This window comes from Marinobacter litoralis (assembly GCF_016427555.1).
Taxonomy (GTDB): domain Bacteria; phylum Pseudomonadota; class Gammaproteobacteria; order Pseudomonadales; family Oleiphilaceae; genus Marinobacter; species Marinobacter litoralis_A.
Window position 1 is genome coordinate 740,071 of the sequence record NZ_JAELVS010000001.1, and the last position, 21,350, is coordinate 761,420.

At 55.9% G+C, this 21,350-nt stretch carries 16 protein-coding genes; 9 read left to right on the plus strand and 7 right to left on the minus strand.

Going from position 1 to position 21,350, the window contains the following annotated elements; translation table 11 throughout:
• Positions 1-41 precede the first annotated feature (41 nt).
• Positions 42-482, minus strand: a complete 441-nt coding sequence (locus JAO79_RS03345) for an OmpA family protein (protein ID WP_199005724.1) — start codon at positions 480-482, stop codon at positions 42-44.
• 231 nt (positions 483-713) lie between these two features.
• On the opposite strand from JAO79_RS03345, the gene JAO79_RS03350 reads away from it, so the two are divergent.
• Positions 714-2,165: a rhomboid family intramembrane serine protease gene (locus JAO79_RS03350; protein WP_199005725.1), complete on the plus strand. Its 1,452-nt coding sequence runs from the start codon at positions 714-716 to the stop codon at positions 2,163-2,165.
• A 24-nt stretch (positions 2,166-2,189) separates the two neighbouring features.
• Here the strand turns inward: JAO79_RS03350 and JAO79_RS03355 are convergent, their stop codons facing one another.
• Positions 2,190-3,644, minus strand: a complete 1,455-nt coding sequence (locus tag JAO79_RS03355) for a hypothetical protein (RefSeq protein ID WP_199005726.1) — start codon at positions 3,642-3,644, stop codon at positions 2,190-2,192.
• A gap of 285 nt (positions 3,645-3,929) precedes the next feature.
• Between JAO79_RS03355 and acnA the strand changes: the two genes are divergently transcribed.
• Positions 3,930-6,698, plus strand: a complete 2,769-nt coding sequence (acnA, locus tag JAO79_RS03360; protein ID WP_199005727.1) for an aconitate hydratase AcnA — start codon at positions 3,930-3,932, stop codon at positions 6,696-6,698.
• Between the two features lie 34 nt (positions 6,699-6,732).
• On the opposite strand, the gene JAO79_RS03365 is transcribed toward acnA, so the two are convergent.
• Positions 6,733-8,796: a GAF domain-containing protein gene (locus JAO79_RS03365; protein WP_199005728.1), complete on the minus strand. Its 2,064-nt coding sequence runs from the start codon at positions 8,794-8,796 to the stop codon at positions 6,733-6,735.
• A complete protein-coding gene (locus JAO79_RS03370; protein WP_199005729.1) occupies positions 8,793-10,568 on the minus strand; it encodes an ATP-binding protein in 1,776 nt (591 codons plus the stop codon). The genes JAO79_RS03365 and JAO79_RS03370 overlap by 4 nt, the downstream gene beginning before the upstream one ends.
• Before the next feature lie 97 nt (positions 10,569-10,665).
• On the opposite strand from JAO79_RS03370, the gene JAO79_RS03375 reads away from it, so the two are divergent.
• The 5 genes from JAO79_RS03375 to JAO79_RS03395 all read left to right on the plus strand — a co-directional run bounded on the left by JAO79_RS03375 (position 10,666) and on the right by JAO79_RS03395 (position 15,308).
• Complete coding sequence (locus JAO79_RS03375) at positions 10,666-12,381, plus strand: diguanylate cyclase domain-containing protein (RefSeq protein WP_199005730.1); 1,716 nt, start codon at positions 10,666-10,668, stop codon at positions 12,379-12,381.
• 11 nt (positions 12,382-12,392) lie between these two features.
• Entirely contained in the window at positions 12,393-13,538 is a 1,146-nt protein-coding gene (locus tag JAO79_RS03380) for a response regulator (protein WP_227664309.1), read from the plus strand.
• The gene (locus JAO79_RS03385) at positions 13,528-13,923 is read left to right on the plus strand and encodes a response regulator (RefSeq protein WP_199005731.1); all 396 of its coding nucleotides are present in this window, start codon (positions 13,528-13,530) and stop codon (positions 13,921-13,923) included. Before JAO79_RS03380 ends, JAO79_RS03385 begins: the two co-directional genes overlap by 11 nt.
• A gap of 97 nt (positions 13,924-14,020) precedes the next feature.
• A complete protein-coding gene (locus JAO79_RS03390; RefSeq protein WP_199005732.1) occupies positions 14,021-14,332 on the plus strand; it encodes a DUF2288 domain-containing protein in 312 nt (103 codons plus the stop codon).
• 67 nt (positions 14,333-14,399) lie between these two features.
• On the plus strand, positions 14,400-15,308 hold the full coding sequence (locus JAO79_RS03395; RefSeq protein ID WP_199005733.1) for a lysine exporter LysO family protein: 909 nt from the start codon (positions 14,400-14,402) through the stop codon (positions 15,306-15,308).
• Here the strand turns inward: JAO79_RS03395 and JAO79_RS03400 are convergent.
• Together JAO79_RS03400 and JAO79_RS03405 are read right to left on the minus strand one after the other, a co-directional pair.
• Positions 15,305-16,513 (minus strand): HD-GYP domain-containing protein, encoded by a 1,209-nt coding sequence (locus tag JAO79_RS03400; protein ID WP_199005734.1) that lies wholly within the window; start codon positions 16,511-16,513, stop codon positions 15,305-15,307. The two genes, JAO79_RS03395 and JAO79_RS03400, sit on opposite strands and share 4 nt — an antisense overlap.
• Positions 16,510-17,319, minus strand: a complete 810-nt coding sequence (locus JAO79_RS03405; RefSeq protein ID WP_199005735.1) for a TatD family hydrolase — start codon at positions 17,317-17,319, stop codon at positions 16,510-16,512. The genes JAO79_RS03400 and JAO79_RS03405 overlap by 4 nt, the downstream gene beginning before the upstream one ends.
• Positions 17,320-17,453: 134 nt before the next feature.
• Here JAO79_RS03405 and JAO79_RS03410 point away from each other — a divergent pair, with 134 nt between their 5' ends.
• Both JAO79_RS03410 and JAO79_RS03415 read left to right on the plus strand, forming a co-directional pair.
• Positions 17,454-18,731, plus strand: a complete 1,278-nt coding sequence (locus tag JAO79_RS03410; protein WP_199006620.1) for a D-amino acid dehydrogenase — start codon at positions 17,454-17,456, stop codon at positions 18,729-18,731.
• Positions 18,694-19,944 carry a methyltransferase gene (locus tag JAO79_RS03415; protein WP_199005736.1) on the plus strand — a complete coding sequence of 417 codons (1,251 nt, stop codon included), beginning with the start codon at positions 18,694-18,696 and terminating at the stop codon, positions 19,942-19,944. The genes JAO79_RS03410 and JAO79_RS03415 overlap by 38 nt, the downstream gene beginning before the upstream one ends.
• Before the next feature lie 64 nt (positions 19,945-20,008).
• Here JAO79_RS03415 and JAO79_RS03420 read toward each other — a convergent pair whose 3' ends face one another.
• Positions 20,009-21,202 carry an OmpA family protein gene (locus tag JAO79_RS03420; protein ID WP_199005737.1) on the minus strand — a complete coding sequence of 398 codons (1,194 nt, stop codon included), beginning with the start codon at positions 21,200-21,202 and terminating at the stop codon, positions 20,009-20,011.
• Between the last annotated feature and the right edge of the window lie 148 nt (positions 21,203-21,350).

Here is a 21,350-nt window from a genome sequence, read left to right on the forward strand (position 1 = left end):
AAACGGGGCCTTTGTCAGGCCCCGTTCTTGTATCTGCGATCTTAAAGCGCCTGAGCGATGTCCATCGACAGGTATTCCAGCTCAACCCTGCGATTGGCCGCGCGGTCCTCGGGCCTTGCCAGAGGCCGGTCAGCACCCCAGGTCGCCATGATGATGGCCGACGGGGAAACCCCTTCCTTCGTAAGCAATCTCGCCACCGAGTGGGCTCGCAGACGGGCCAGAAACTGGTTGTAGTCGCCAGAGCCAAAGTTGTCGGAGTGACCGTGGATTTTTATCCGCGTGCCCGGGTGCCGCTTCAGATAGGCCGCGTGCTGTTTGAGAATCTCGGTATCGGCCTCATCCAGCGTGTGCTTGTTAAAGCCGTAATGAAAGCGAGTGCGGTGAGGGCGACCTGCTTCTTGACCCTGCTGGGCTGCGTTAAATCCGGAAAGCAACGCCGCTTCTGCCAGCATTTGAGGGTTGTCTAAAACGAGAGTCGTCATCGGCAGTATCCTTGCAATCAAAGTCAGGTTCTTTTTGTTATTGCTCAGGTACTATTTAGTTATAGAGCAATAACAGCAATTGGCGAATAGTCGATACAAGATCCGCGGGTACGGCTACCCATTGAAGAGCGCTTGTATGACCGCCTGATGACATTACACCGCGAAAATAAGGCACCGCTGTGGTAAAAAAGCAGCCTATCAAGGACCGATTGTGATGAATAGTGACCGCCTATGTTGATTATCCCCGCCGAAAACTCCGTGAACTGGAAGCGCCCACCGTGGGTAACGTTAAGCCTGATCATGGCCTGCCTGCTGGTGTTTCTTTTTTATCAGGGGGGCGACGACCAGAAACTGGATCATGCGCTGGAGCAATACCTCGAGAGCGGATTGCTCGAACTGGAAGCGCCGGCCTACGAAGACTACCTGCAACGGGAAATTCGCTTTGAGGGTGATCAGCAGAGCGTGCTGGAATTGCAAGACTTTCAGCAGCTTCAGGAGCAAAACAATGAGCTCTGGCAAGCGATTACCTTATTGATGGACCGGGAGTATTACCAATATCTGCAAGACAATACCGGCATCATCTGGGCTCCTGCCGAACGTCGGGTATGGCTGCAGCAGCGCACGGCCATAGAGGACCAGTGGATCAGCCAGATGAGTGCGTTTCAGCTGGGGTTGGTGCCGGCCGAACTGTCGCTCTACACCCTCATCAGCTACCAGTTCCTGCACAGTGGCTGGGGTCACATCATAGGTAACTTGGTGTTCCTGTTTTTACTGGGGTTCACGGTAGAACGGGCGTTGGGTCCGGGGCGGTTTCTGGTGGCCTATCTGGTATGTGGAGCGCTGTCGGGCTTGGTGTTTACCGCGTTTTCTTCCGGCAGTCAGATCCCGCTGGTCGGTGCATCGGGTTCCATTTCAGGCCTGATGGGTATGTACGTGGCCATTTACGGCCTGCAGAAAATCCGCTTTTTCTATTTTCTGGGTGTGTACTTTAATTACTTCCGCGCCCCCGCCATTGCCATGTTGCCGGTGTGGCTAGGCAAGGAAATCTACGATTACTGGTTCGCCGGAGCCACCGGTGTTGCCTACATGGCTCACGCGGGCGGTTTGGTGGCGGGCGCTGGCTTGGTGTGGTTGCTAGGAAAAAGCTGGCTGCAGGTAAAAGAAGAATTCTATGAGCCGGAACCGGACGAACAAGATGCTCGTTTTACCGCCGGATACGCCCAGGCGATGTCCAGCCTCGGCCGCATGGAATTTGAGCAGGCCCGGCGTCAGTTTGAGGCGCTCAGAGAACATTACCCGGAGCGTTCGATCCTGCTCGAACATCTGTATCAGATCGCTAAACTTCGGCCTGATCTGCCGGCTTATCGGGATCGAACCACCGAGTTGATGTCCGATGCCTTGGCTCGCCGCCAGCCGGAACAGCTGGTGGCGATCTGGCAGGAATACCTCAGCAAGGGCGAAGCCCACCATCCGTTAGCCGGAGAAGATCACAATCGGGTGTTGTTCGCCAGTTTGAAGAACAACGACCTGAAAGCCGCCGAGAAAGCGTTTGAACGGATGCGCACGCGGGCCGAACCGGAAATGGTTTATGAAGCTTGCCAGCTGTTAGTGAGCGAGTTTGATAAGTTGCAGATGGCGCCAAAAGCCCGCCACTATCGGCAGCTACTGCAGAGCCTGACCTGAGCGCCAGGCCCCCTGCACGCGTTGCTATTCGGCGATCTCGAAACTCGCCTTCGGGCCTTTCAGAGGCTCCCGGTTGTTCACTTGCTCTAACCAGACGTCAATGTGCTGGTGGGCAGGGTGTCCGTGACACCGCTTCTGAACATAGGTAACAAACGCGCTCGCTTTTTCCCATTGTTGCAGACCGTTCGCCAGTACCTGGGCTGCCAGCAGGTAGGCCGGTGCCAGCTGTTCACTGTCCGGAAAGCGCTTGTGGAAATCCTGCAGCAGCCGAAGCGCTGGTTTGAAGTGCTGGCGGTGGTAAAGCGTGGTGGCGCACTTCAGGGCAAGCTCGGCATCGTCCACCTGAAAGTTGGGCTCGAGTGTCTGCAGCGATTGAATCAACTGATTCAGCGCGTCACCATCGTTGCGTTCGGCCAACCAGCCCATCAATCGCGGATGATACCGGTACAGCTCTGATACATCGTTTCGAGCAGTAAGCAGCAGGTACAGCTGCTCCAGACGGCGCGGATCGGTCCGGTCTTTCTTGAGTGCGTCTTTGAGGATGGCCAGCGCGCGGTCGTAGTTGCCATCTTTGATGTTCATATCCAAATCCGCATCCAACCGGGTGGAACGGTCCCGGTGCTGGTGGCCGGCGGATTCGTCTTCATCCTGCAGGTCCGACGCAAAGCCCAGTTCTTCCTGATATTGAAATAGCAGGTAGCCCAGCATGTGGAACAGAATCAGCGTGAAGGTACTGTTTAAAAAGCCTGCCAAAGGCTGCGCCACCCACAAGGGAAAGTGAGTAACCGCAAAATCCTGTGCGGCGCCCGAGGCCAGCGTCAGCAGGATCAAATACCCATACAGCAAGAAATAAGGCGTGCCGATACGGGAGATAAGCACCGCCAGATTGAGCGGGTTCACCGCCGCGCCAACCGAGCGTTCCATGGCCAGAACCATAATGCTGGCGGGTAACCCCAGCACCACAAATGCGATGGCCAGCATCATCAAAATAGAGCCGCCGACCATGGCAGCGGCGGCTACCAAGGCGCCCATCAATACAAACACCAGCAGCTGCAGAATCACGATGTTAAAACCACTGCCTGAAAACGCTTCCGACACGGGCGGCGGTTTCAAATGCCCTTCTGCCGTTCGATTGATAACCGCGTAGGTGTATTTGAACAGGGCCAGCGCCAAAACCACCCAAATGATCAATCCGATGAGATTTGCCGGCGCAACAATCGGCACCAGCGTGCAGATGGCAATAACGATCAGTGGGTCACTATGGAACGGGTAGCGGAAGAAGGCGCCAATCCTTTGCCAGAAGGGCACCACTTCGGTGGCGGCACCCAGATAGCGCATGGCCTTACTGCATTTCGGGCACAGCCCCTGGCGCTGGCGTGTATCGGCATCGGGCATACAGCGGCTGCAATAGTGCATCTGGCATTCGCTGCAGTGCCATTTTGCGGGGTCACCCGGGTGGTAATGACAATCGTGTTTCAAGGCTAATGTCCTGGTCCGTCAGAGGTCAGAACAAATAATGACAGATGTACCGAACCATCGCATGCTCCGAAGCAAAAAACGTGAGTGGCTTGGCGAGATTAAGTTATTTGTAATTTGGCGACGTTTGGCGACAAACGCGGGTTTTACCTAGTGTATTTCGGGCATTTCGGTGAAGAGTTGGAACTCTTTGTCAATAGGCGGATCTTACACGGTTGAAGTCTGAGTTTTCAGTGCGATAGTTAAGTATAAGGAAACAATCGAGAGCGTAATTAGAGGAGGCAACGCATGTCGAATAAATCGTCAAGTTCCAACAGTCTGAGTACTCTCTCCACCCTCGATGCCGGTGGCAAGACGTTTCATTATTACAGTCTGAAAAAGGCCGAAGAATCTCTGGGCGATCTGCAGCGCTTGCCCTTCTCGTTAAAAGTGTTGATGGAAAACCTGCTGCGCAACGAAGACGGTGTTACCGTTGATCGTTCCCACATCAACGCCATGGTGCAGTGGCTGAAAGACCGCAAATCCGACACTGAAATTCAGTTCCGCCCGGCTCGCGTGCTGATGCAGGACTTCACCGGTGTGCCCGGTGTGGTGGATCTGGCCGCCATGCGCGAAGCGGTCAAGAAAGCAGGGGGCGACCCAGCCCTGATCAACCCGCTGTCGCCGGTCGATCTGGTGATTGACCATTCGGTTATGGTGGATGACTTCGGTTCTGCCTCGTCGTTCGACAAAAACGTCGAGATCGAAATGCGGCGAAACCAGGAGCGCTACGAATTTTTGCGCTGGGGTCAGCAGGCCTTTGATAACTTCCGTGTGGTTCCGCCCGGAACCGGTATCTGTCACCAGGTAAACCTGGAATATCTTGGTAAAACCGTTTGGCAAAAGCAGGACGGTGACAAAACCATTGCCTACCCCGATACGCTGGTCGGCACCGACTCCCACACCACCATGATCAACGGCCTCGGTATTCTGGGCTGGGGTGTTGGCGGTATTGAAGCGGAAGCCGCGATGCTGGGGCAGCCGGTATCCATGCTGATTCCGGAAGTGGTTGGTTTCAAAATGACCGGTAAGTTGCGCGAAGGCATTACCGCTACTGACCTGGTATTAACCGTGGTGGAAATGCTGCGTGAGAAGGGCGTTGTCGGTAAATTTGTCGAATTCTACGGCGATGGCCTGAAAGACATGCCCGTGGCAGACCGCGCTACGATTGCCAACATGGCACCGGAATACGGCGCTACCTGTGGCTTCTTCCCGGTAGACGAGCAAACTTTGAAGTATTTGAGCCTGACCGGTCGGGACGATGAACAGATTGCACTGGTTGAAGCCTATGCCAAAGCGCAGGGCTTGTGGCGGGAGCCGGGCCACGAACCGGTCTACACCGCTACGTTAGAGCTCGACATGGGCGATGTTGAAGCCAGCATGGCGGGACCGAAACGGCCTCAGGACCGGGTTGCCCTGAAAAACATGAAAGCGGCGTTCGAGTTGCTGATGGAAACCAACGAAGGCGGTCCTGACGCACCTGAAAAACGTGATGATGAGCTAGAGTCGGAAGGCGGGCAAACCGCCGTAGGCGTGGATAAAAGCTATCACCACCCTTGCAGCCGACCATTGACATTGAACGGGCAGGACACTCGGTTGGATCCGGGTGCCGTGGTGATTGCGGCCATCACCTCCTGTACCAACACCTCCAACCCCAGCGTGATGATGGCGGCCGGTTTGGTGGCACGAAAAGCGGTAGAAAAGGGCCTGAAGACCAAGCCTTGGGTGAAAACCTCGCTGGCTCCGGGTTCTAAGGTCGTAACCGAATACCTGAAGGCAGGCGGATTTCAGGATGACCTGAACAAATTGGGTTTCGATTTGGTGGGCTACGGCTGCACAACCTGTATCGGTAACTCCGGTCCGCTGCCGGATGCGGTCGAGAAAGCCATCGAAGATGGTGATATCACCGTGGCATCCGTGTTGTCAGGCAACCGGAACTTCGAAGGCCGGATTCATCCGCTGGTGAAAACCAACTGGCTGGCTTCGCCCCCCTTGGTGGTGGCTTATGCGCTGGCCGGTAACGTGCGGGTGAACCTGCACGAAGATCCGCTGGGTAAAGATCAGGATGGCAATCCGGTGTATCTGAAGGATCTATGGCCCTCTCAGGAGGAAGTGGCGCAAGCGGTGGAGAAGGTGAAAACCGGCATGTTCCGCAGCGAATACGCGGCCGTGTTCGATGGCGATGCCACCTGGCAGTCGATCGATGTGCCGAAAACCAAAGTCTACAACTGGTCGGAGGAGTCTACTTACATCCAGCACCCGCCATTCTTTGAAGGCATGGGGCCAGAGCCTGAGCCGGTGCAAGATATCAAGGACGCTCATATCCTCGCGATGCTGGGTGATTCGGTCACTACGGACCACATCTCGCCCGCGGGTTCATTCAGCCCGGACAGCCCTGCCGGAAAATACCTGCAGGAGCGCGGTGTCGAGCCGAAGAACTTTAACTCCTACGGTTCTCGCCGGGGTAACCACGAGGTGATGATGCGGGGTACCTTCGCTAACGTCCGTATCCGCAACGAGATGCTGGACGGTGTTGAAGGCGGCTTCACCAAATTCGTACCGACTGGCGAGCAAATGCCGATCTACGATGCCGCCATGAAGTATCAGGAGAAAGGCACGCCATTGGTGGTCATTGCCGGTAAGGAATACGGCACCGGTTCGAGCCGGGACTGGGCCGCCAAGGGCACGCGGCTGCTGGGTGTCCGGGCCGTGGTGGCGGAGTCCTATGAGCGGATCCACCGCTCCAACCTGATTGGTATGGGCGTGATGCCCCTGCAGTTCCCGGAAGGCGAAAACCGTCAATCGTTGAAGCTGACCGGTGAAGAAACCATCAGCATTGAAGGCTTGTCTGGCGACATCAAGCCGGGCCAAACCCTCACCATGACGGTGACCTATGCGGATGGCTCCACCAAGACCTGTGATTTGAAATCACGGATTGATACCGCCAACGAGGCGGTGTACTTCATGCACGGCGGTATTCTGCACTACGTCGTGCGTGAAATGCTGAAATCGGCATAACGCCGCACCGAAGCAGGCCAATGGCCTGCTTCGGTCACTTTTCTTCGGCCGGGCCGTGTATCGGCACTGATAGCCAGAACGTGGCACCGGCGCCTTCCTCGGATTCGTAGCCGACATCGCCACCCATCGCCAGCATAAGCTGTTTAGTAATCGCAAGACCCAGACCGGTGCCTTCTTTTGCCCGGGCGGATGAGCCGTCTGCCTGCGCAAACTTCTCGAAAATACGGTCCCGAAAGCTTTCGGGCACGCCTGAACCTTTGTCGGAAACCTCAACCACCGCCTGATCGCCAACCTGGCGTATCTCGATGGCGACCTCGTCGTGAGCGGGCGAAAACTTCACCGCATTGGACAGCAAATTGGCGATTGCTTGCTGAAAGCGTTGCGGGTCTATGTTCGCTTCAATGCCTTTGGAAAATTCCTTCAGGTGCAGCTGAACGTGTTTCTGGTTCGCGTAGGACTGTATGTGTTCGATGGCGGTTGAGACAATATCGACGATGGGGTGGGGCTCCATAACGATCAGCATGTTCCCGCTGGCGAGCTTCTCGATATCCAGAAGATCGTCGATCAGCGCGCGGAGTTGATCTGCGTTACGGCGTGTGATGTTTAGCATTTGCCGGGTTTTTTCAGTGATGTCGCCGGTGACGCCGCCCAGAATTAACCCCAATGAACCCTCAATCGAGGTGAGTGGCGTCCGCAGTTCGTGACTGACCGTTGATACGAACTGGTTTTTCATTTCTTCGGTCTTCTGCCGTTCATCAATATCGACAATATAACCGTGCCATAAGATACTGCCGTCAGGAAGCTTTTCAGGGTTAGCTTTACCCTCGATCCAGCGCCAGTGCCCCGCTGGGGTCATGAGGCGATATCGCGTTTCCCAAGGTTCGAGAGTCTCGGCTGAATTTTGGATAGACTCGAATACCCTTTTCATATCGTCGCGGTGAATGCGTTTAAATGCGGGGGTGGCGTCTTCAACAACGTCGTTGGCGGTCAGGCCGAATATTCTTCGGATACCCTCGCTGGTATACGGAAAGCTACTATGGCCATCGGGCCACAGGCGGTATTGATAGAGCATGCCGGGAGCATTTGCGACCAGCTTGTCGAGTGTCGCTGCCTGGTCTTGCTGCTGAATAAGGTCGGCGACCCAGCGGGCAAGCAGGCTGACGAAGGTCTTCTCGGTTTCGGAAAATCCCGGCAACCGGGGCTCGGTTGAGGAAAAATTCAGCGTGCCAACGGCTTCGCCGCTCACCCAGATGGGAGCCGCCAGATAGCTCTCTAACCCGAACATCTGGTAACAGGGCAAATCGCGGTAGGGCGAGGCTGCCATATGATCAATCGCCAGTACGTCGGGCTGATTCATGAGAATGGCGCAATAGGTTTGGGCCAGAGGTAGCGTCAGACCATTCTCCAGCGAAGGCGTTTGCCGCTCGTGATGCCAGAGTATGGTGTAGGCTTCGCCTTCAATTTGGCTGACGATCGCGGTATCGATGTCCAGGTACTGGCAGGCGATGGACAGTGCACGTTCAATCCGGTTGTCCAGGTTGCCGCTCGTATCCAGCGCGATGTCGTTGAGAATGTTGAGCGCTCGCGTACGGTCTGTGTAGTAGCTATTGAGTTCCTGATAGCGAAATTCCCGCTCCACGATATCGGCGAAATCCCGTAAGGTTTGTCGCTGCTTGTCCGAGAAAGGCCGTGGTGCGCTGTCAATCAGGCACAAGGTGCCTAGACGGTAGCCTTCAAGATCGGCCAGGGGGGCGCCCGCATAGAAGCGTATGTGGGGCGCGTCAGTAACCAGAGGGTTGTCGGCAAAGCGTTCATCCGAGAGGGTGTCTTCCACCACGAAAACGTTGGGCCCGAGTATGGCATGCCCGCAAAATGAGATGTCTCTGCCGGTTTCCGACGAATCAAGGCCGTAACAGGATTTGAACCACTGACGGTCGGAATCGACCAGTGACACCAGGCAAATCGGCACGTCGAACAACTGTGCGGCAAGGCGGGTAACGCGATCAAAGCGCTCCTCCGGTGGGGTGTCTAGCAGCAGGGTCGCTTGCAGTGCCGCAAGCCGGCTGGCTTCGTTCGACGGGTAATCTGGCGCTTTCATGACGGCTTCCTTGCGGACGGGTTGTTTGCAGGCAGTTCAAGCCAGAAGTGGGCACCGTGATCGTAAAAGTAGCCCACGTGGCCATCCATGAGCTCTGCCAGCTCCTTGCAGATCGCCAGCCCCAACCCGGTTCCGGATTTGGCCCGGGACGATCCGACTTCTGCTTGTGCAAATCGTTGAAACAAATTTGGTACGAAGTGCTCGGGTACGCCGTCGCCCTGATCGGTAACCGAAATGCGGACATAGCCTGCCGGGTTGGCCTGGGCTTCTACCTTGATCAATCCGCCTTGGGGCGAATATTTGATAGCGTTACTGATGAAGTTGTTGAGGATTTGCCGCAGCCGCTCAGGATCCGCGAAAGCGGTCAGATTTTCCGAGGGTTGATGTGCCAGTTGAACGCCGTAATGGTTCGCCATTGCCTGGTTGTCCTCGCAGGCTTTTTGTACGGCTTCTTCCATCTGAATCCTGGTGGCCTGAATGCTCAGTTTACCCGATACCGCTTTGTCAAAGTCGAGCAAATCTGTGATCAAACCCTGTAAGTGCTCGCCATTGCGCAGCGCCACCTTAATTAAGGCGTTGGCCTTATCGGGAAGCTGGCCGGTTGCACCGGAGTTCAATAACTTTAAAGACCCGTTGATAGACGTAAGCGGGGTGCGAAGTTCATGGCTAACGTTGGAAACAAACTGGTTTTTGAGCGTATCCAGCGCTTCTCTCTCGTCCATTAATGCGTTGAAGGCGTTTGCCAGGTTTTGGGTTTCGGTTGTGCCAGAGACGCTTAGCCGCGCATTGAGGAGCTTGCCTGTGGTCATTTCGTGGATTTTTTCAGACATGCTGATAAGACTGCGGGTTGCGGCTCGGGTCAGGAGGTACACAAAAAACAGCAAGGGCAACATCACAGCAACACTGGCCCAAAGGAAGTTGCTAAACCAGGCACCGGCGGGTTGCGTCGCCTGAGCGTAGGGGGCCGCGCTGAGAATCAGCCAGCCGAGCCGGTCGAGGTGTTGGGTTGCGTACACCCAACGTTCTCCGGCCCGGTCGGTCACAACCCCGGCATTGACCCCGGACAAGGCTGAATCAACGAGTATGTCCGAACCAGGCGGCGGTAAGTCTGGGGCAGGCAAACCTGGTTTCAATGCATCAACCTGAATGAAGTGACCGGTATCGAGCACTTTCAGCAATGTGCCGGGTTCGGGGTTGAGATCATTCGGAAGGATACCCCGTTGTTTCAGATTGATGGTGCCGCCGGCCAGACCCAACAGATCGCCTTCGTCGCTCCGTATGGGAGCCAGAAATGAGAGCAGGGGCAATCCGGTTCGTCTGCCAATAATCGGACGGCTGACAATCGGCATGTCGGATGCCATGGCGCGTTTGAAGTGAGACCGATCCGCATAGGAAGTGCCCAGTCGGTTCGGTACGTACCGGTTTTCAGAAATGGCTACGCCGTTACTGTTAAAAATGAGCAAATCGCCCTGAAACAATTGTTCCAGGCCCGGTTGTCGCCCAATCGCAAATCGGAGTTGTTCCATCGGCAGCAAGTTTTCACCGTCGGTGAGCGTGCTGGCGAAGGCGCCCAGGCCATTCAGTCGTATAGATAGTTCCTCATTGACACGACTGGCGATCGAGCTGGCCTGAAGTGTTTGCCGCTCTGTCAAAATGTATTCAAAGTCTTTCAGTAGTCGGCCGTATGCAATAAACAAAATCAGACAGACGCTGAAAATAATGCTCAGGCTGGTAATCAGGACAACGCGGGTACCCAAGTTTAGTGTTTTCAAGGAAGACTCTTATCGTTGTGGTCGTAATGATGAAAACATGCTTACATAAGTGAGGATAGTGGAATTCTTCTGCTGAATGAACTGGTGAGGGTATGCTTTGACCACCGCAGCCAATGATCAACTTCAAAAACGCCTGAAACTGTTGCAGGACCGTTTTGTGGAGCGGGCACAGGGAGACGTAGAAACCTTGGGCCATTTTGCCCGCCAGATCGAGCAACAGCAATTAAGCCGGACCGATTTGGTGGAATGCTATCAGTTGCTGCATCGGATGGCAGGGTCTGCGGGTACGTTTGGGTTACCTGAACTTGGTTCAGCGGCCCGTTCGATCGAGAATCAGCTTAAACCCGTGGTTGAAGCGAAAGCTCGGAAAATAAGTGGGCATGAGGGCTCCGTGGCTCTGCCGGCCGATGTGGCGATGCAGATTCACGAATTGACGGCACTGGTTCAAAAGGGTGTCTCTCAATCGAAGGCTAAGCCAGTTGATGCGAAGTCCCAGCAGCCGGACGATACCTATGAAGGCTCTCATGGTATGCAGGTTCAGGTAATGGCGCTGGCGCATGACACGGGCTACCTGTCGGGCTTGATGGCGGATCTTCAAGGGTACGGTTTTGCCACTGAGGTGGTGTCGTTTAGCGAACCGCAGGCGGCGATTGACGAACTGAAACAGCGCTCGGGTGCCACCATTCTTCTATGCCGCGACTTCGACTTGAGCGATGTATTAGGTTTCCGTACCGCCCATCTAGAAAAGAACGAACACCGCCGTTTTCCGGTGGTCGGGATTGGTCGCCAGAATACCTTCGAGAGTCTGTATCGAGTTGCAGAGCAAGGCGCGACGGCTTATTTCAGCGAGCCTCTGGATCTACCGGCGGTAGCGGAACGCATCGAGTCGCTTGCACTGGAGCGTGGCGCCCGACCTCAGGGCCGGGTCTTGATTGTTGATGACGATAAAGAGTTGGGTGAGCGTTATTGTCTGGTGCTAAACAATGCCGGCATGAAGACCAGACTGGTGTCGGACCCGACAAAGATGATGTCGGCCTTGTCGGCCTTTGAGCCGGATATCGTTCTGATGGATGTGCAGCTGCGAGCCCACTCCGGCGTGACCTTGGCCCGAATGATACGTTACGAGCCCCGTTGGTTAGGATTGCCAATCGTGTATTTGTCCTCAGAGGACAACCCCGAAACCCAGCTGGATGCTCTGGCCAAAGGGGCGGATGAATTTCTGGTAAAGCCGGTCACAGACGAATATCTGGTTCGCTCTGTTCGTATTCGCTGTTATCGCGCACGCCAGCTGTCCGATTTGATGAACCGTGACAGCTTAACCGGCCTGTTAAAGCATTCACTGATCAAGCAAGAAGTCGAGCGAGAGCTGTCCCGGTGCCGTCGCACCGGCCATTTGTCCTGTGTCGTCATGTTGGATCTGGATCATTTTAAACGGGTAAACGATACCTGGGGCCACGGTCAGGGGGATGTCGTGATCCGAACGCTGGCGCACCTGTTGCGCAATCGCCTAAGGGAGTCCGATACCATCGGGCGATACGGCGGCGAGGAATTTTTGGTGGTGCTTCCCCACTGTGACCCAACGGAAGCCGCCGAGTTGATTGACGATATTGGGAAGCGGTTCTCGGAACTGCTGTTTACTTCGGGCGATGACAGTTTTCAGGTGACCATGAGCGCGGGCATTGCCGCGATCAACGATTTTCCATTAGCCAGTGAGGCTATCGAGGCTGCCGATCAGGCGCTTTACGCACGAAAGCAGGCGGGGCGTAATGGTGTGACGCTGTATGAGCGCCAGGACGTAAATCAGGATGATTGAGGAGAACGCCTTTGAAAGCCTTGGTGCTGGAAGACGACGAGCTTGTCGGCGAATTGGTTGAAACCATTGTAGCCGGTTTCAGTGGCTTGAATGTTACCCTGGCCCGATCGTTGACCGAGGCCAAACAACGGCTTGCAGAAGGTCCGTATGGGTTGTTTCTGGTGGATTGGGAGTTGCCAGACGGATCGGGCCTGGAGTTTTTGAAGCTGATTCGAAAAACCGATTCGGTGGTGCCCGTTGTCATCGTGTCGGGGCGCACGGATCGGGAGTCGGTGATCAAAGCGGCCCACTATGGCATCAGTGGGTACGTTACCAAGCCGCTGGATGTGGAGCTTCTGCATCGCCGTTTGGCTGATCTTATTCCCGCTCACCGTGTTGAAAACGCTTCCGTACATGAGTATATGGCCCGGTCTTCGAATACGGTGGTGCAGTTGCCCACCGACCTGGATCCGGCCGACATAATCGAACTGATCGGCCGGGCCGATACACTGTCGGCCTCGGAACTGGCAGAACGCTGGCGCGAGCAGATCGGATTAACGGCCCGGATTCTGGATGTAGCCAACAGCAACTCGTTCCGGCGGACAGGCAAACCGGTGGAGTCGCTCAGGGCTGCAATCGCCAGCATCGGCGTTTCCATGGCTTTGAGTCAGGCGTTGGCATTGTCATTGGATGTGAGTGCCAAACTGGTCCGGCCAGAGCTCAAAGCATTCGCTGACCGCTATCAGGACATGTCGTTTCGGGTCGCTCGGGAGGCAAACCAGATCGCAACGCGGTTGGGCAGTGTATCCACTATGTTTCGAAGTGCCGGGTTGCTGAGTCGTTTGGGTGAAATGGCGGTGCTTAAAGTACTGAATCAGTTCGACACCGCCGGCGGATCACTGGAGGACGCCGAGATCGAGCAGTGCCTGGCCCGTTGGTCCGAGGAGTACGGCAACCGTTTGAAGGTGCACTGGAAATTCCCTCTGGGTTTACGGGAATTGATCGGTGCGGTGCATTTTTTATCACACGACAACCACCGGGACGGTCCGATCATTATGCGCGCTGCCGCCTTGATTGCTGAGGATCGCCATGCGGAGCCAGAGTGCCAGCGCTTGTTGCGCCAGCTCGGTTTGGATAGAAGCGAGTTCGTCAAGGAGGAACCGAGTGATGCCCTATAAGGAAAACGATTTGAATAAAGTGTTGTATGTGGAAGACGATGCCGACATACGGGCCATCGCGGAACTGGCTTTGCAGGATGTTGGAGGGTTTTCCATCGCCCTGTGCAGCTCTGGTGCCGAGGCCATCGAAGTCGCTCCGGACTTTCAACCGGATCTGATCCTTTTAGATGTCATGATGCCGGAAATGGATGGCCCCCAGACCTTGCAGGAATTGCGCAAGATCGAGGCGACGCAAGACACGCCGGTAATTTTCATGACGGCCCGGATTCAGCGAACAGAAATTGATGAATACCTGTCGTTGGGTGCGCTGGGCGTGATTCCAAAGCCGTTTGATCCGATGACGCTGGCGGATGAGATTCGCCGGATACACCAGGCGCATGCCTGATTCCGGCCCCGTGGTGACGATGGTCTCAGGTGCGAAGCGCCGCATTTTGATATAGGCTGTCCGCTTTGAAACAAGCGCACGATTTATCGAGGATTGCATGTCATCGCCGGACGAATTGAAAGCCAAACTTAATCTGGAAACCTCTCGCATTCATTGGCATGAATTGCAGACGTATTACGCCCGGGGCCACGTGGTGCGCGTTGAGCCAGAGCTGGATCTTCTTGAGGTGGCGGCCGAGCTGACCGCGGACAACAAAGCACAGTTCGAGCAGTGGCTGGCCGCCGGTTCGGTCGGTGATGTTTCGCCGGATCTTGCCCGGGCCTGGTACGAAAAAAACAGCGAGTTATGGGCTGTGGTGGTTGCACCTTGGGTTTTGGTTCAGGACCGCTCCGCGAATAAGCTTCACTGAGTTTTTCTCCGATGGCAGACGTTCGTCTGCCTGCTCTCTTTTTGATGTCTGTTTTTCAGAGGCTGTTATGCTGACCGGCGCTTTGCTGATTCTGGCCCCGTTGTTTTTGGGTTTTGCGTTCGCCCTTTCCAATCGCCGCCTGATGACGGTGATTCACTACCTTGTGGAAGGCCTGGTGTATTTCATTCTGGTTTTGCTCGGGCTTGGCCTTGGGCAAATGGAAGGCTTGCTTACGCATCTGGGCACTATGGCCTACCAAGTGTCCGGATTGGTGCTCGCCATGCTGGTGGCAAATCTGGCGGCGCTATGGCTGTTCCATCACTTTCTTCCGCTCGACATCGGCCCTACCGAAGACAGTGCAAAACCGAGCTACCGCCGGCTGTTCATGGCGGGCCTGAAACCATTGCTGGCAGTGGTTGTGGGGGCATTTCTGGGTTATTTCTGGTTCTCCGGGTTGCCCATGGTTGAAGATGTCGCCACCTGGGCACTGATGCTGCTGTTGTTTTTGATTGGCCTTCAGCTTCGCAATGCCGGTTTGTCGTTGCGCAAGCTGTTAATGAACCGTCAGGGTCTTGGGATCGCGCTGACAATGGGGGCGAGTTCGCTGATCGCCGGACTGGCGCTTACGCCTTGGCTGGGGGTGTCCTGGAATCAGGCGCTGGCGATTGCGTCGGGATTCGGCTGGTACTCCCTGTCTGGAATTATGATCGGCGACGCCATGGGGCCGGCGTGGGGCGGAGTTGCGTTTCTCAACGATGTGCTGCGTGAAATTATTGCTCTGGCACTGATTCCGGTGGTGATTGGCGCCCGCCCGGCCATGGCAATCGGGTATGGGGGGGCTACGTCTATGGACTTTACCCTGCCGGTGATTCGCAGCAGTGGTGGCTTGGCGTGTGTGCCGGTGGCCATTGCCTCGGGCTTCTTGCTGTCTTTCCTGTCGCCCGTGCTGATGGGGGTCTTTCTGTCACTGGGCTAAACCAGAAACTTATCCACATCAATTTTGTATAGTTTGGGATCCACCGCTCGTTTGATTCTGTCCTGATTACCCGGTTTAGCGAGGTCAACGCTGGTGACCGGGATCGGCGAGCGGAATTTGGTGTGGTAGACCACCCGTACAACCGGTAGGCGCAAGTCGTGCTCATTTGGTTCGGTAACAATGCCTAGCCGGCCACTTTCCAGCAACACCAGAGAGCCTACCGGGTACAGCCCAACACAGTGAATAAACTCTTGAACCAGAGTGGTATCGAGGTGTGAACCACTCCACTCCAACAATTTTTTCAGACCTTGAGTCGGGGTCATTCCTTTGTGGTAAACGCGATCAGCGGTGATCGCATCGTAGACATCAGCAATGGCCGCCATGCGCCCGTAGATAGAGATCTCATTGCCTTTTAGGCCTTCGGGGTAGCCGGTACCGTCGATGCGTTCGTGATGCTGCGCAGCAGTAATCACCGTGAGTTCTCCGATACCCTCGGTCGCAAGCAGAATGTCTCGGGATTGGCGGGCATGGAGCTTCATTACTTCGAACTCCTCCGCCGTCAGCCTGCCGGGTTTGTGCAGTATATCGTCTGGCGTCAGGATTTTACCCAAATCGTGTAGAAGGGCACCCACCACGGTTTGGTGCAGAACGTCCGCAGATAACTTTCGGTATCGCCCGAACAGTGTCATCAACACACTCAGATTAACGGAGTGTTCAAGCAAATAGTTGTCTTTGTCGCGGATGCGGCCCAGACATCCCAGCGCGTTGGGGTTTCTGATGACAGAACTTTGCAGCTCATCAGCCAGTTGGTGAATGGGGGTGATATCAACGGCGCTGCCGATTTTGACGTTACCCATGAAGCTGTCCACCAGCCCTTGGGCCTGGGTGTGTATACCCCTTGCTGTTTCCATTTCCTGCTCGAGCGGGACTTTGGCAGCAACCCCCGGTTTATGCTCGCCTACGTTCTGCAGGGCTTCTTCGTTGCGCTGATCGACTTCCGAGGCGGTTTCGTAATCTTGGGTATCCCGGCCTTTTTCGGCATCAATGTAAACAAACTGCACACCCATCGCGCGTATCTTTTCGATGGTTTCTTCGTTCCGAATCACACCGCGCTTTCTTTGGGTGTTATGGGGTATCCAGTCGTTGTTCAGGTCGGTGATGTACATCCCGACCTTCAGCGCGGCGATAGGAATGCGTTTGATCATCGCTCGGGGAAAAACGTCCGTAGGCTGTTGTGATAGGTTTGAACAATCACTTCTTCCAGAGGCAAATCCTTCACCTCGGCAATTTTCTCCGCGACAAAAGGCAGGTAGAACGGCGCATTCTCTTTACCACGGTAGGGCACCGGGGTCAGGAACGGGGCGTCGGTTTCCAATAGAATCTGGCTGATTGGCGTCATGCGAACGATATCCCTTACGTTCTCCGCTTTATTGAACGTGGTAATACCATTAAAGCCCAAGTTCCAGCCTTGATCCAATGCGTACTGAGCCAGCCCCGGGCCGGATGTGAAACTGTGGATCACGCCCCGGCGTTTGAGTGATTGCTCGAACTCTTTCAGAATGTCGATGGTTTCCTCATCCGCCTCCCGGCTGTGGATAACCACTGGCCGGTCACTGTCACAAGCGATCTGCAGCTGGCGGCGAAACACCTCGCGCTGGGTGGCCCGATCGGCCTTGTCGTAGAAGTAGTCCAGCCCGATTTCACCTACGGCGACGATCTTCTCGTCTTGGGCATGGGTACGTATTTCTCCCTCTACCTGATCGGTGTATGTTTCGGCTTCATGAGGGTGAATACCTTGGGTGCCGTACACCCAGTCTTTGGCCTGGCTGAGTTCCCGGACCGCGGCAAGGTTATCCGGCGATACGGCAATGGTGATGACCTTTTCGATGTTCACCTGCCGGCTTTGCTCGAGCGTATCTTCCAGAGGACGATCTTTCAGATAATCCAGATGGCAGTGGGTCTCGATAATAGGGTGGTCAAATACGGGAATTTCGCGGCGTTTTTTGCTCATGTCCGGTGTCCTGACTCCATCTCGGAAGTTGAGTGGGTGCTATGCTGAGAGCGACTATGGTCGAGTTTACCAGTTTGCACCGAGCGAAGAGAGTAGGGCGATAATTCAGAAGCGGTGATTAGGGGATGAACACCATGCATATTGTGGTTGTGGGTGGCGGTGTGGTTGGCGTAACGACAGCCAGGGAATTGGTGCGACGCGGTCATCAGGTGACGGTTCTGGAGCGCCATGCGCTGGCGGGTAATGAAACCAGTAAGGGCAACGCTGCCCAGCGCTCTTACGGCGTGGTTTACCCCTGGGCCGATCCGTCGATGGTGTTCAAGGCGCTGCCCTGGCTGCTGAAAACCGATGGCCCCCTGAAGATGCGGATGCCACCCTCGCTTGCGGCGACCCGCTTTATGTTGGCAACGCTTCGCTACGCGTGGTCGCCCGGATTGTTCGGGCTCAATAAACGGGCCATGCTGAAATTGGGGGCTTTTAGCCGTGAGCGGTTCTTGGCACTGGAGCAAGAGCACGATTTGGCATTTGACGGTCAGCATGCCGGGCTTTTGCACTTGGCCAGTACGCCGGACGCTTTGGACGAATTGCGCACGACCCACGAGTTTTTGAAGGAGGTGGGGATTCCCTCGCATCTGCTTTCGCCGCAGGAGGTCCGGGACGTGGAGCCGGGTATGACGGGCGGCGGGCCGCTTTACGGTGCTTTGAGGTATGACACCGATGGTACTGGCGATTGCCATTTGTTTTCCCGTGCGCTGGCCAAGGTGTGTGAAGACCTGGGCGTGACCTTCCGCTATGAGGTGGAGGTGGAAGCCCTGTTGGCCGACCATAAGCGTGTGAACGCGGTGCAGTTTCGTTCGGCAAACGGTAAGCCCGAACGACTGGAGGCGGATGCGGTGGTGGTGTCGGCGGGCTGCTGGTCGCCAGAACTGGTCAAACCGTTGGGGCTAACGCTGCCGATCTATCCGATCAAGGGATACAGTATTACCGTGCCCCTAAGCAACTCGGACAAAGCGCCTACGGCAACGGTTCATGATGATAACTACAAAGTCGTTTCAACCCGGCTCGGCGATCGGTTACGAGCCACAGGGTTCGTTGAACTGGCTGGTTTTAATCGGGATATTCCGGAAGCCCGGATTGCCACTATAAAAAAATCGGTGCAGTCCCGCTTTCCGGGCTGCGCCGATCTGGATGCCGCTGAAACCTGGACCGGTTTTCGCCCGATGACGCCAGACGGCCCGGCTATTATCGGGAAGGGCCCCCGCGACAACCTGTACCTGAACACCGGTCATGGCACCTTTGGCTGGACCTTGTCCGCAGGCAGCGCGGCGGTGATCGCCCAGGTAATTGACGGTGAAGAGCCCGCGGTGTCTTTGGATGCGTTTCGCCCGGGCCGTTTCGCCGGAGGACTGTAAGATTTCCACATCGTACTTTCGGCAATGGCGGGCGCTGAATGACTGGCTGGTTCGCCATGAAACCTTGTGGCGACCGGTGCCGTTTATGGAGCCGAGGCCCGGTTGGACCCAGCAGTATCCGGATTTGGCGGACTGGCTTGAGCAGCTGTCAGAGTCGGAATGCGACCAATGGGACGAGCATTTGTCCGCGTTTGCGCAGGAGGTTGCCCGATTAGTGCCAGCCCTGTCGGCATACGACACTTTGGTGTCTGTGCCGAAATTACCTGGCCATAATCGTGGCTCGCAGGCTGCTTTACGAGAAGTGCAGGCGGTGGATATGCCTGGCCGAAAACGGCTGCAGGCCGGCGCCTTTGCAGCATCCGTTACGCCATTGAGCAGTCACGTTCTGGACTGGTGTTGTGGCAAAGGGCATTTGGCGCGCACGTTGGTCGGGCAGGGCGCAGAGGCGGTTTTTGGCTTCGAGTGGGACGGCGCATTGGTTCAAGACGGCAATCGTCTTGCGACCAGATATGGCGATCCGGTGAAACTCATACAGCAGGACGTGATGGCAGACGGGCTGTGCTGGCCGGCTGTTGATCATGGAGCTGCCTTGCATGCCTGTGGTGATTTGCACCGGCAGCTGCTGATGGCCGGCAGCGAAGCTGGGTTGGCCCGGCTGAGTGTTTCGCCTTGCTGTTATCACCTGGGTGGGCGCGGCCCTTACCGTTTGCTGTCGCAGCAGGCTCGCGATGCTCACGGTGTTTTGGACATGGACCGAACCGGGCTTCGGTTGGCCGTGCAGGAAACAGTGACGGCCCCTGCTCGGGAGCGAGCCCAGTCGGCACGCATCCGGGCCTGGCGGCTGGGCTTCGATGCCTTGCAAAGAAGCTTGTCTGAACATGGGCGGTACTTGCCCGTGCCGTCGCACCCAACGCGGTTGAACAGCGGGTGTTTTGAAGAATTTTGCCGGTGGGCGGCGGAAAAGAAACGCGTGGTTTTGCCCGCAGAAGTTGACTGGTCATACTGGCTGGCGGTTGGGCAGCAGCGGTCCCGACAGGCTCGCCGGCACGAATTGCTTAGGCATCTGTTTCGGCGGCCGCTAGAGCTGTGGTTGGTATTTGATTATGCGGTGTATCTGGAAGAGCAGGGGTATCAGGTGAATCTGGGGACGTTCTGCGAGCGTTCTTTGACGCCCCGAAACCTGCTGCTGGATGCGGTGCACGTGAACAAATGATGAAAAGCACAAACAAAGAAGGCGCCCGAGGGCGCCTTCTTTGCTATGACCGAATCAAAGTGCCTTAGCGGAGCACCTGGATACGGGCTTCTACACGACGGTTCTGGGCACGGCCAGCCGGCGTGTCGTTGGTGGCAATCGGCTCAACCTCACCGTAACCAACCGCTCTCACACGATCTTCATCAACGCCCAGGGCAGTTACCAGACGCTCGGCAACGGCTTCAGCGCGACGCTGAGACAAGAATCGGTTGTACTCGGCTTTACCGGTGTTGTCGGTGTGGCCGGCAATTTCAACCGTGGTGCCCGGGTGCTCTTCCATGAACTCGGCAACCTGGCGAATTTCGATGTCGTAGGCATCGTCAATCACTGAGCTGTTGAGCGGGAACTGAACACGCAGGTTGATGGTTTCGATGGTGTCGGTAACACCTTCACACCCTTTTGCGTCAACTTCAGCGCCAGCAGCGGTGTTCGGGCACTGGTCTTTGCTGTTAACCACGCCGTCGTTATCGCTGTCGAGCTCACAGCCGCGGCTGTTCACCTGAGCGCCAGCCGGAGTGCTCGGGCACTGGTCTTTGCTGTTGGCCACGCCGTCGTTGTCGCTGTCCAGCTCACAACCGTTGCTGTCTACCTGAATACCGGCCGGCGTGTTCGGGCACTGATCGCGGGTATCAGGCACACCGTCGTTGTCTGCATCGGCAGGCGCTGGCTTGGCCGTGGTGCGGTGGAACGCGAAACTCAGACCCAGAGACGCCATGGTGTCGAAGGTGCTTTCGTCGATACCGTGGAACTCACGCAGATCAGCGCGCAGAGAAATCATGTCGCTGATGTTGTAACGAACACCGGCGCCCACGTTAACCCGGGTTTCGTCGTGATCTGTACCCGGAGTGCGAAGTCCTGCCGGGCCTGAACCAAAGTCAGCATGGCCGGCACCTACAGCAAGGTACGGGTTCCAGGCATTGTCTTGACCAGCGAAGTAATAAAGGCCATCCAGGCGGAGTTCTTCGAATTCGGATTCGCCAGAGTTGTACTTGCGGTCTACGTCGGCACGGGAATAAACGGCTTCTACCGCCCAGTGCGGACGAAAGCGGTATTCAATACCCACACCGTAGGTGTCGCTTTCACTCAGGTCGCGCTTGTCACCGAAGTACTGGTAACCGGCGAACGGGTTCAAATAGATGGTTTGCTGGCTTTCGGCCAGAGCGGGAGCTGTAAGGGTTGTAGCAAGGGCAGCCAGGGCCACCGGACGCATGAGCTTCATGCGGAACCTCCTGTTTCGATTTTTTTGAGTCCGACTATCGTTCGGATAAAAACTACCCGAATGAATATCTTTAGTCCTCTAAACAATAGGTCAATCGTTTTAAAAACACAAAGATATTACGGGGCCAGCGGCTTGCGAGTTCTACGGA

Excerpts from the sequence above, each read along its gene's own strand:
- JAO79_RS03345 (WP_199005724.1), bottom strand. The coding sequence starts at position 482 with ATGACGACTCTCGTTTTAGACAACCCTCAAATGCTGGCAGAAGCGGCG.
- JAO79_RS03350 (WP_199005725.1), top strand. The coding sequence starts at position 714 with ATGTTGATTATCCCCGCCGAAAACTCCGTGAACTGGAAGCGCCCACCG.
- acnA (WP_199005727.1), top strand. The coding sequence starts at position 3,930 with ATGTCGAATAAATCGTCAAGTTCCAACAGTCTGAGTACTCTCTCCACC.
- JAO79_RS03365 (WP_199005728.1), bottom strand. The coding sequence starts at position 8,796 with ATGAAAGCGCCAGATTACCCGTCGAACGAAGCCAGCCGGCTTGCGGCA.
- JAO79_RS03385 (WP_199005731.1), top strand. The coding sequence starts at position 13,528 with ATGCCCTATAAGGAAAACGATTTGAATAAAGTGTTGTATGTGGAAGAC.
- JAO79_RS03390 (WP_199005732.1), top strand. The coding sequence starts at position 14,021 with ATGTCATCGCCGGACGAATTGAAAGCCAAACTTAATCTGGAAACCTCT.
- JAO79_RS03395 (WP_199005733.1), top strand. The coding sequence starts at position 14,400 with ATGCTGACCGGCGCTTTGCTGATTCTGGCCCCGTTGTTTTTGGGTTTT.
- JAO79_RS03400 (WP_199005734.1), bottom strand. The coding sequence starts at position 16,513 with ATGATCAAACGCATTCCTATCGCCGCGCTGAAGGTCGGGATGTACATC.
- JAO79_RS03405 (WP_199005735.1), bottom strand. The coding sequence starts at position 17,319 with ATGAGCAAAAAACGCCGCGAAATTCCCGTATTTGACCACCCTATTATC.
- JAO79_RS03410 (WP_199006620.1), top strand. The coding sequence starts at position 17,454 with ATGCATATTGTGGTTGTGGGTGGCGGTGTGGTTGGCGTAACGACAGCC.
- JAO79_RS03415 (WP_199005736.1), top strand. The coding sequence starts at position 18,694 with ATGCGTTTCGCCCGGGCCGTTTCGCCGGAGGACTGTAAGATTTCCACA.
- JAO79_RS03420 (WP_199005737.1), bottom strand. The coding sequence starts at position 21,202 with ATGAAGCTCATGCGTCCGGTGGCCCTGGCTGCCCTTGCTACAACCCTT.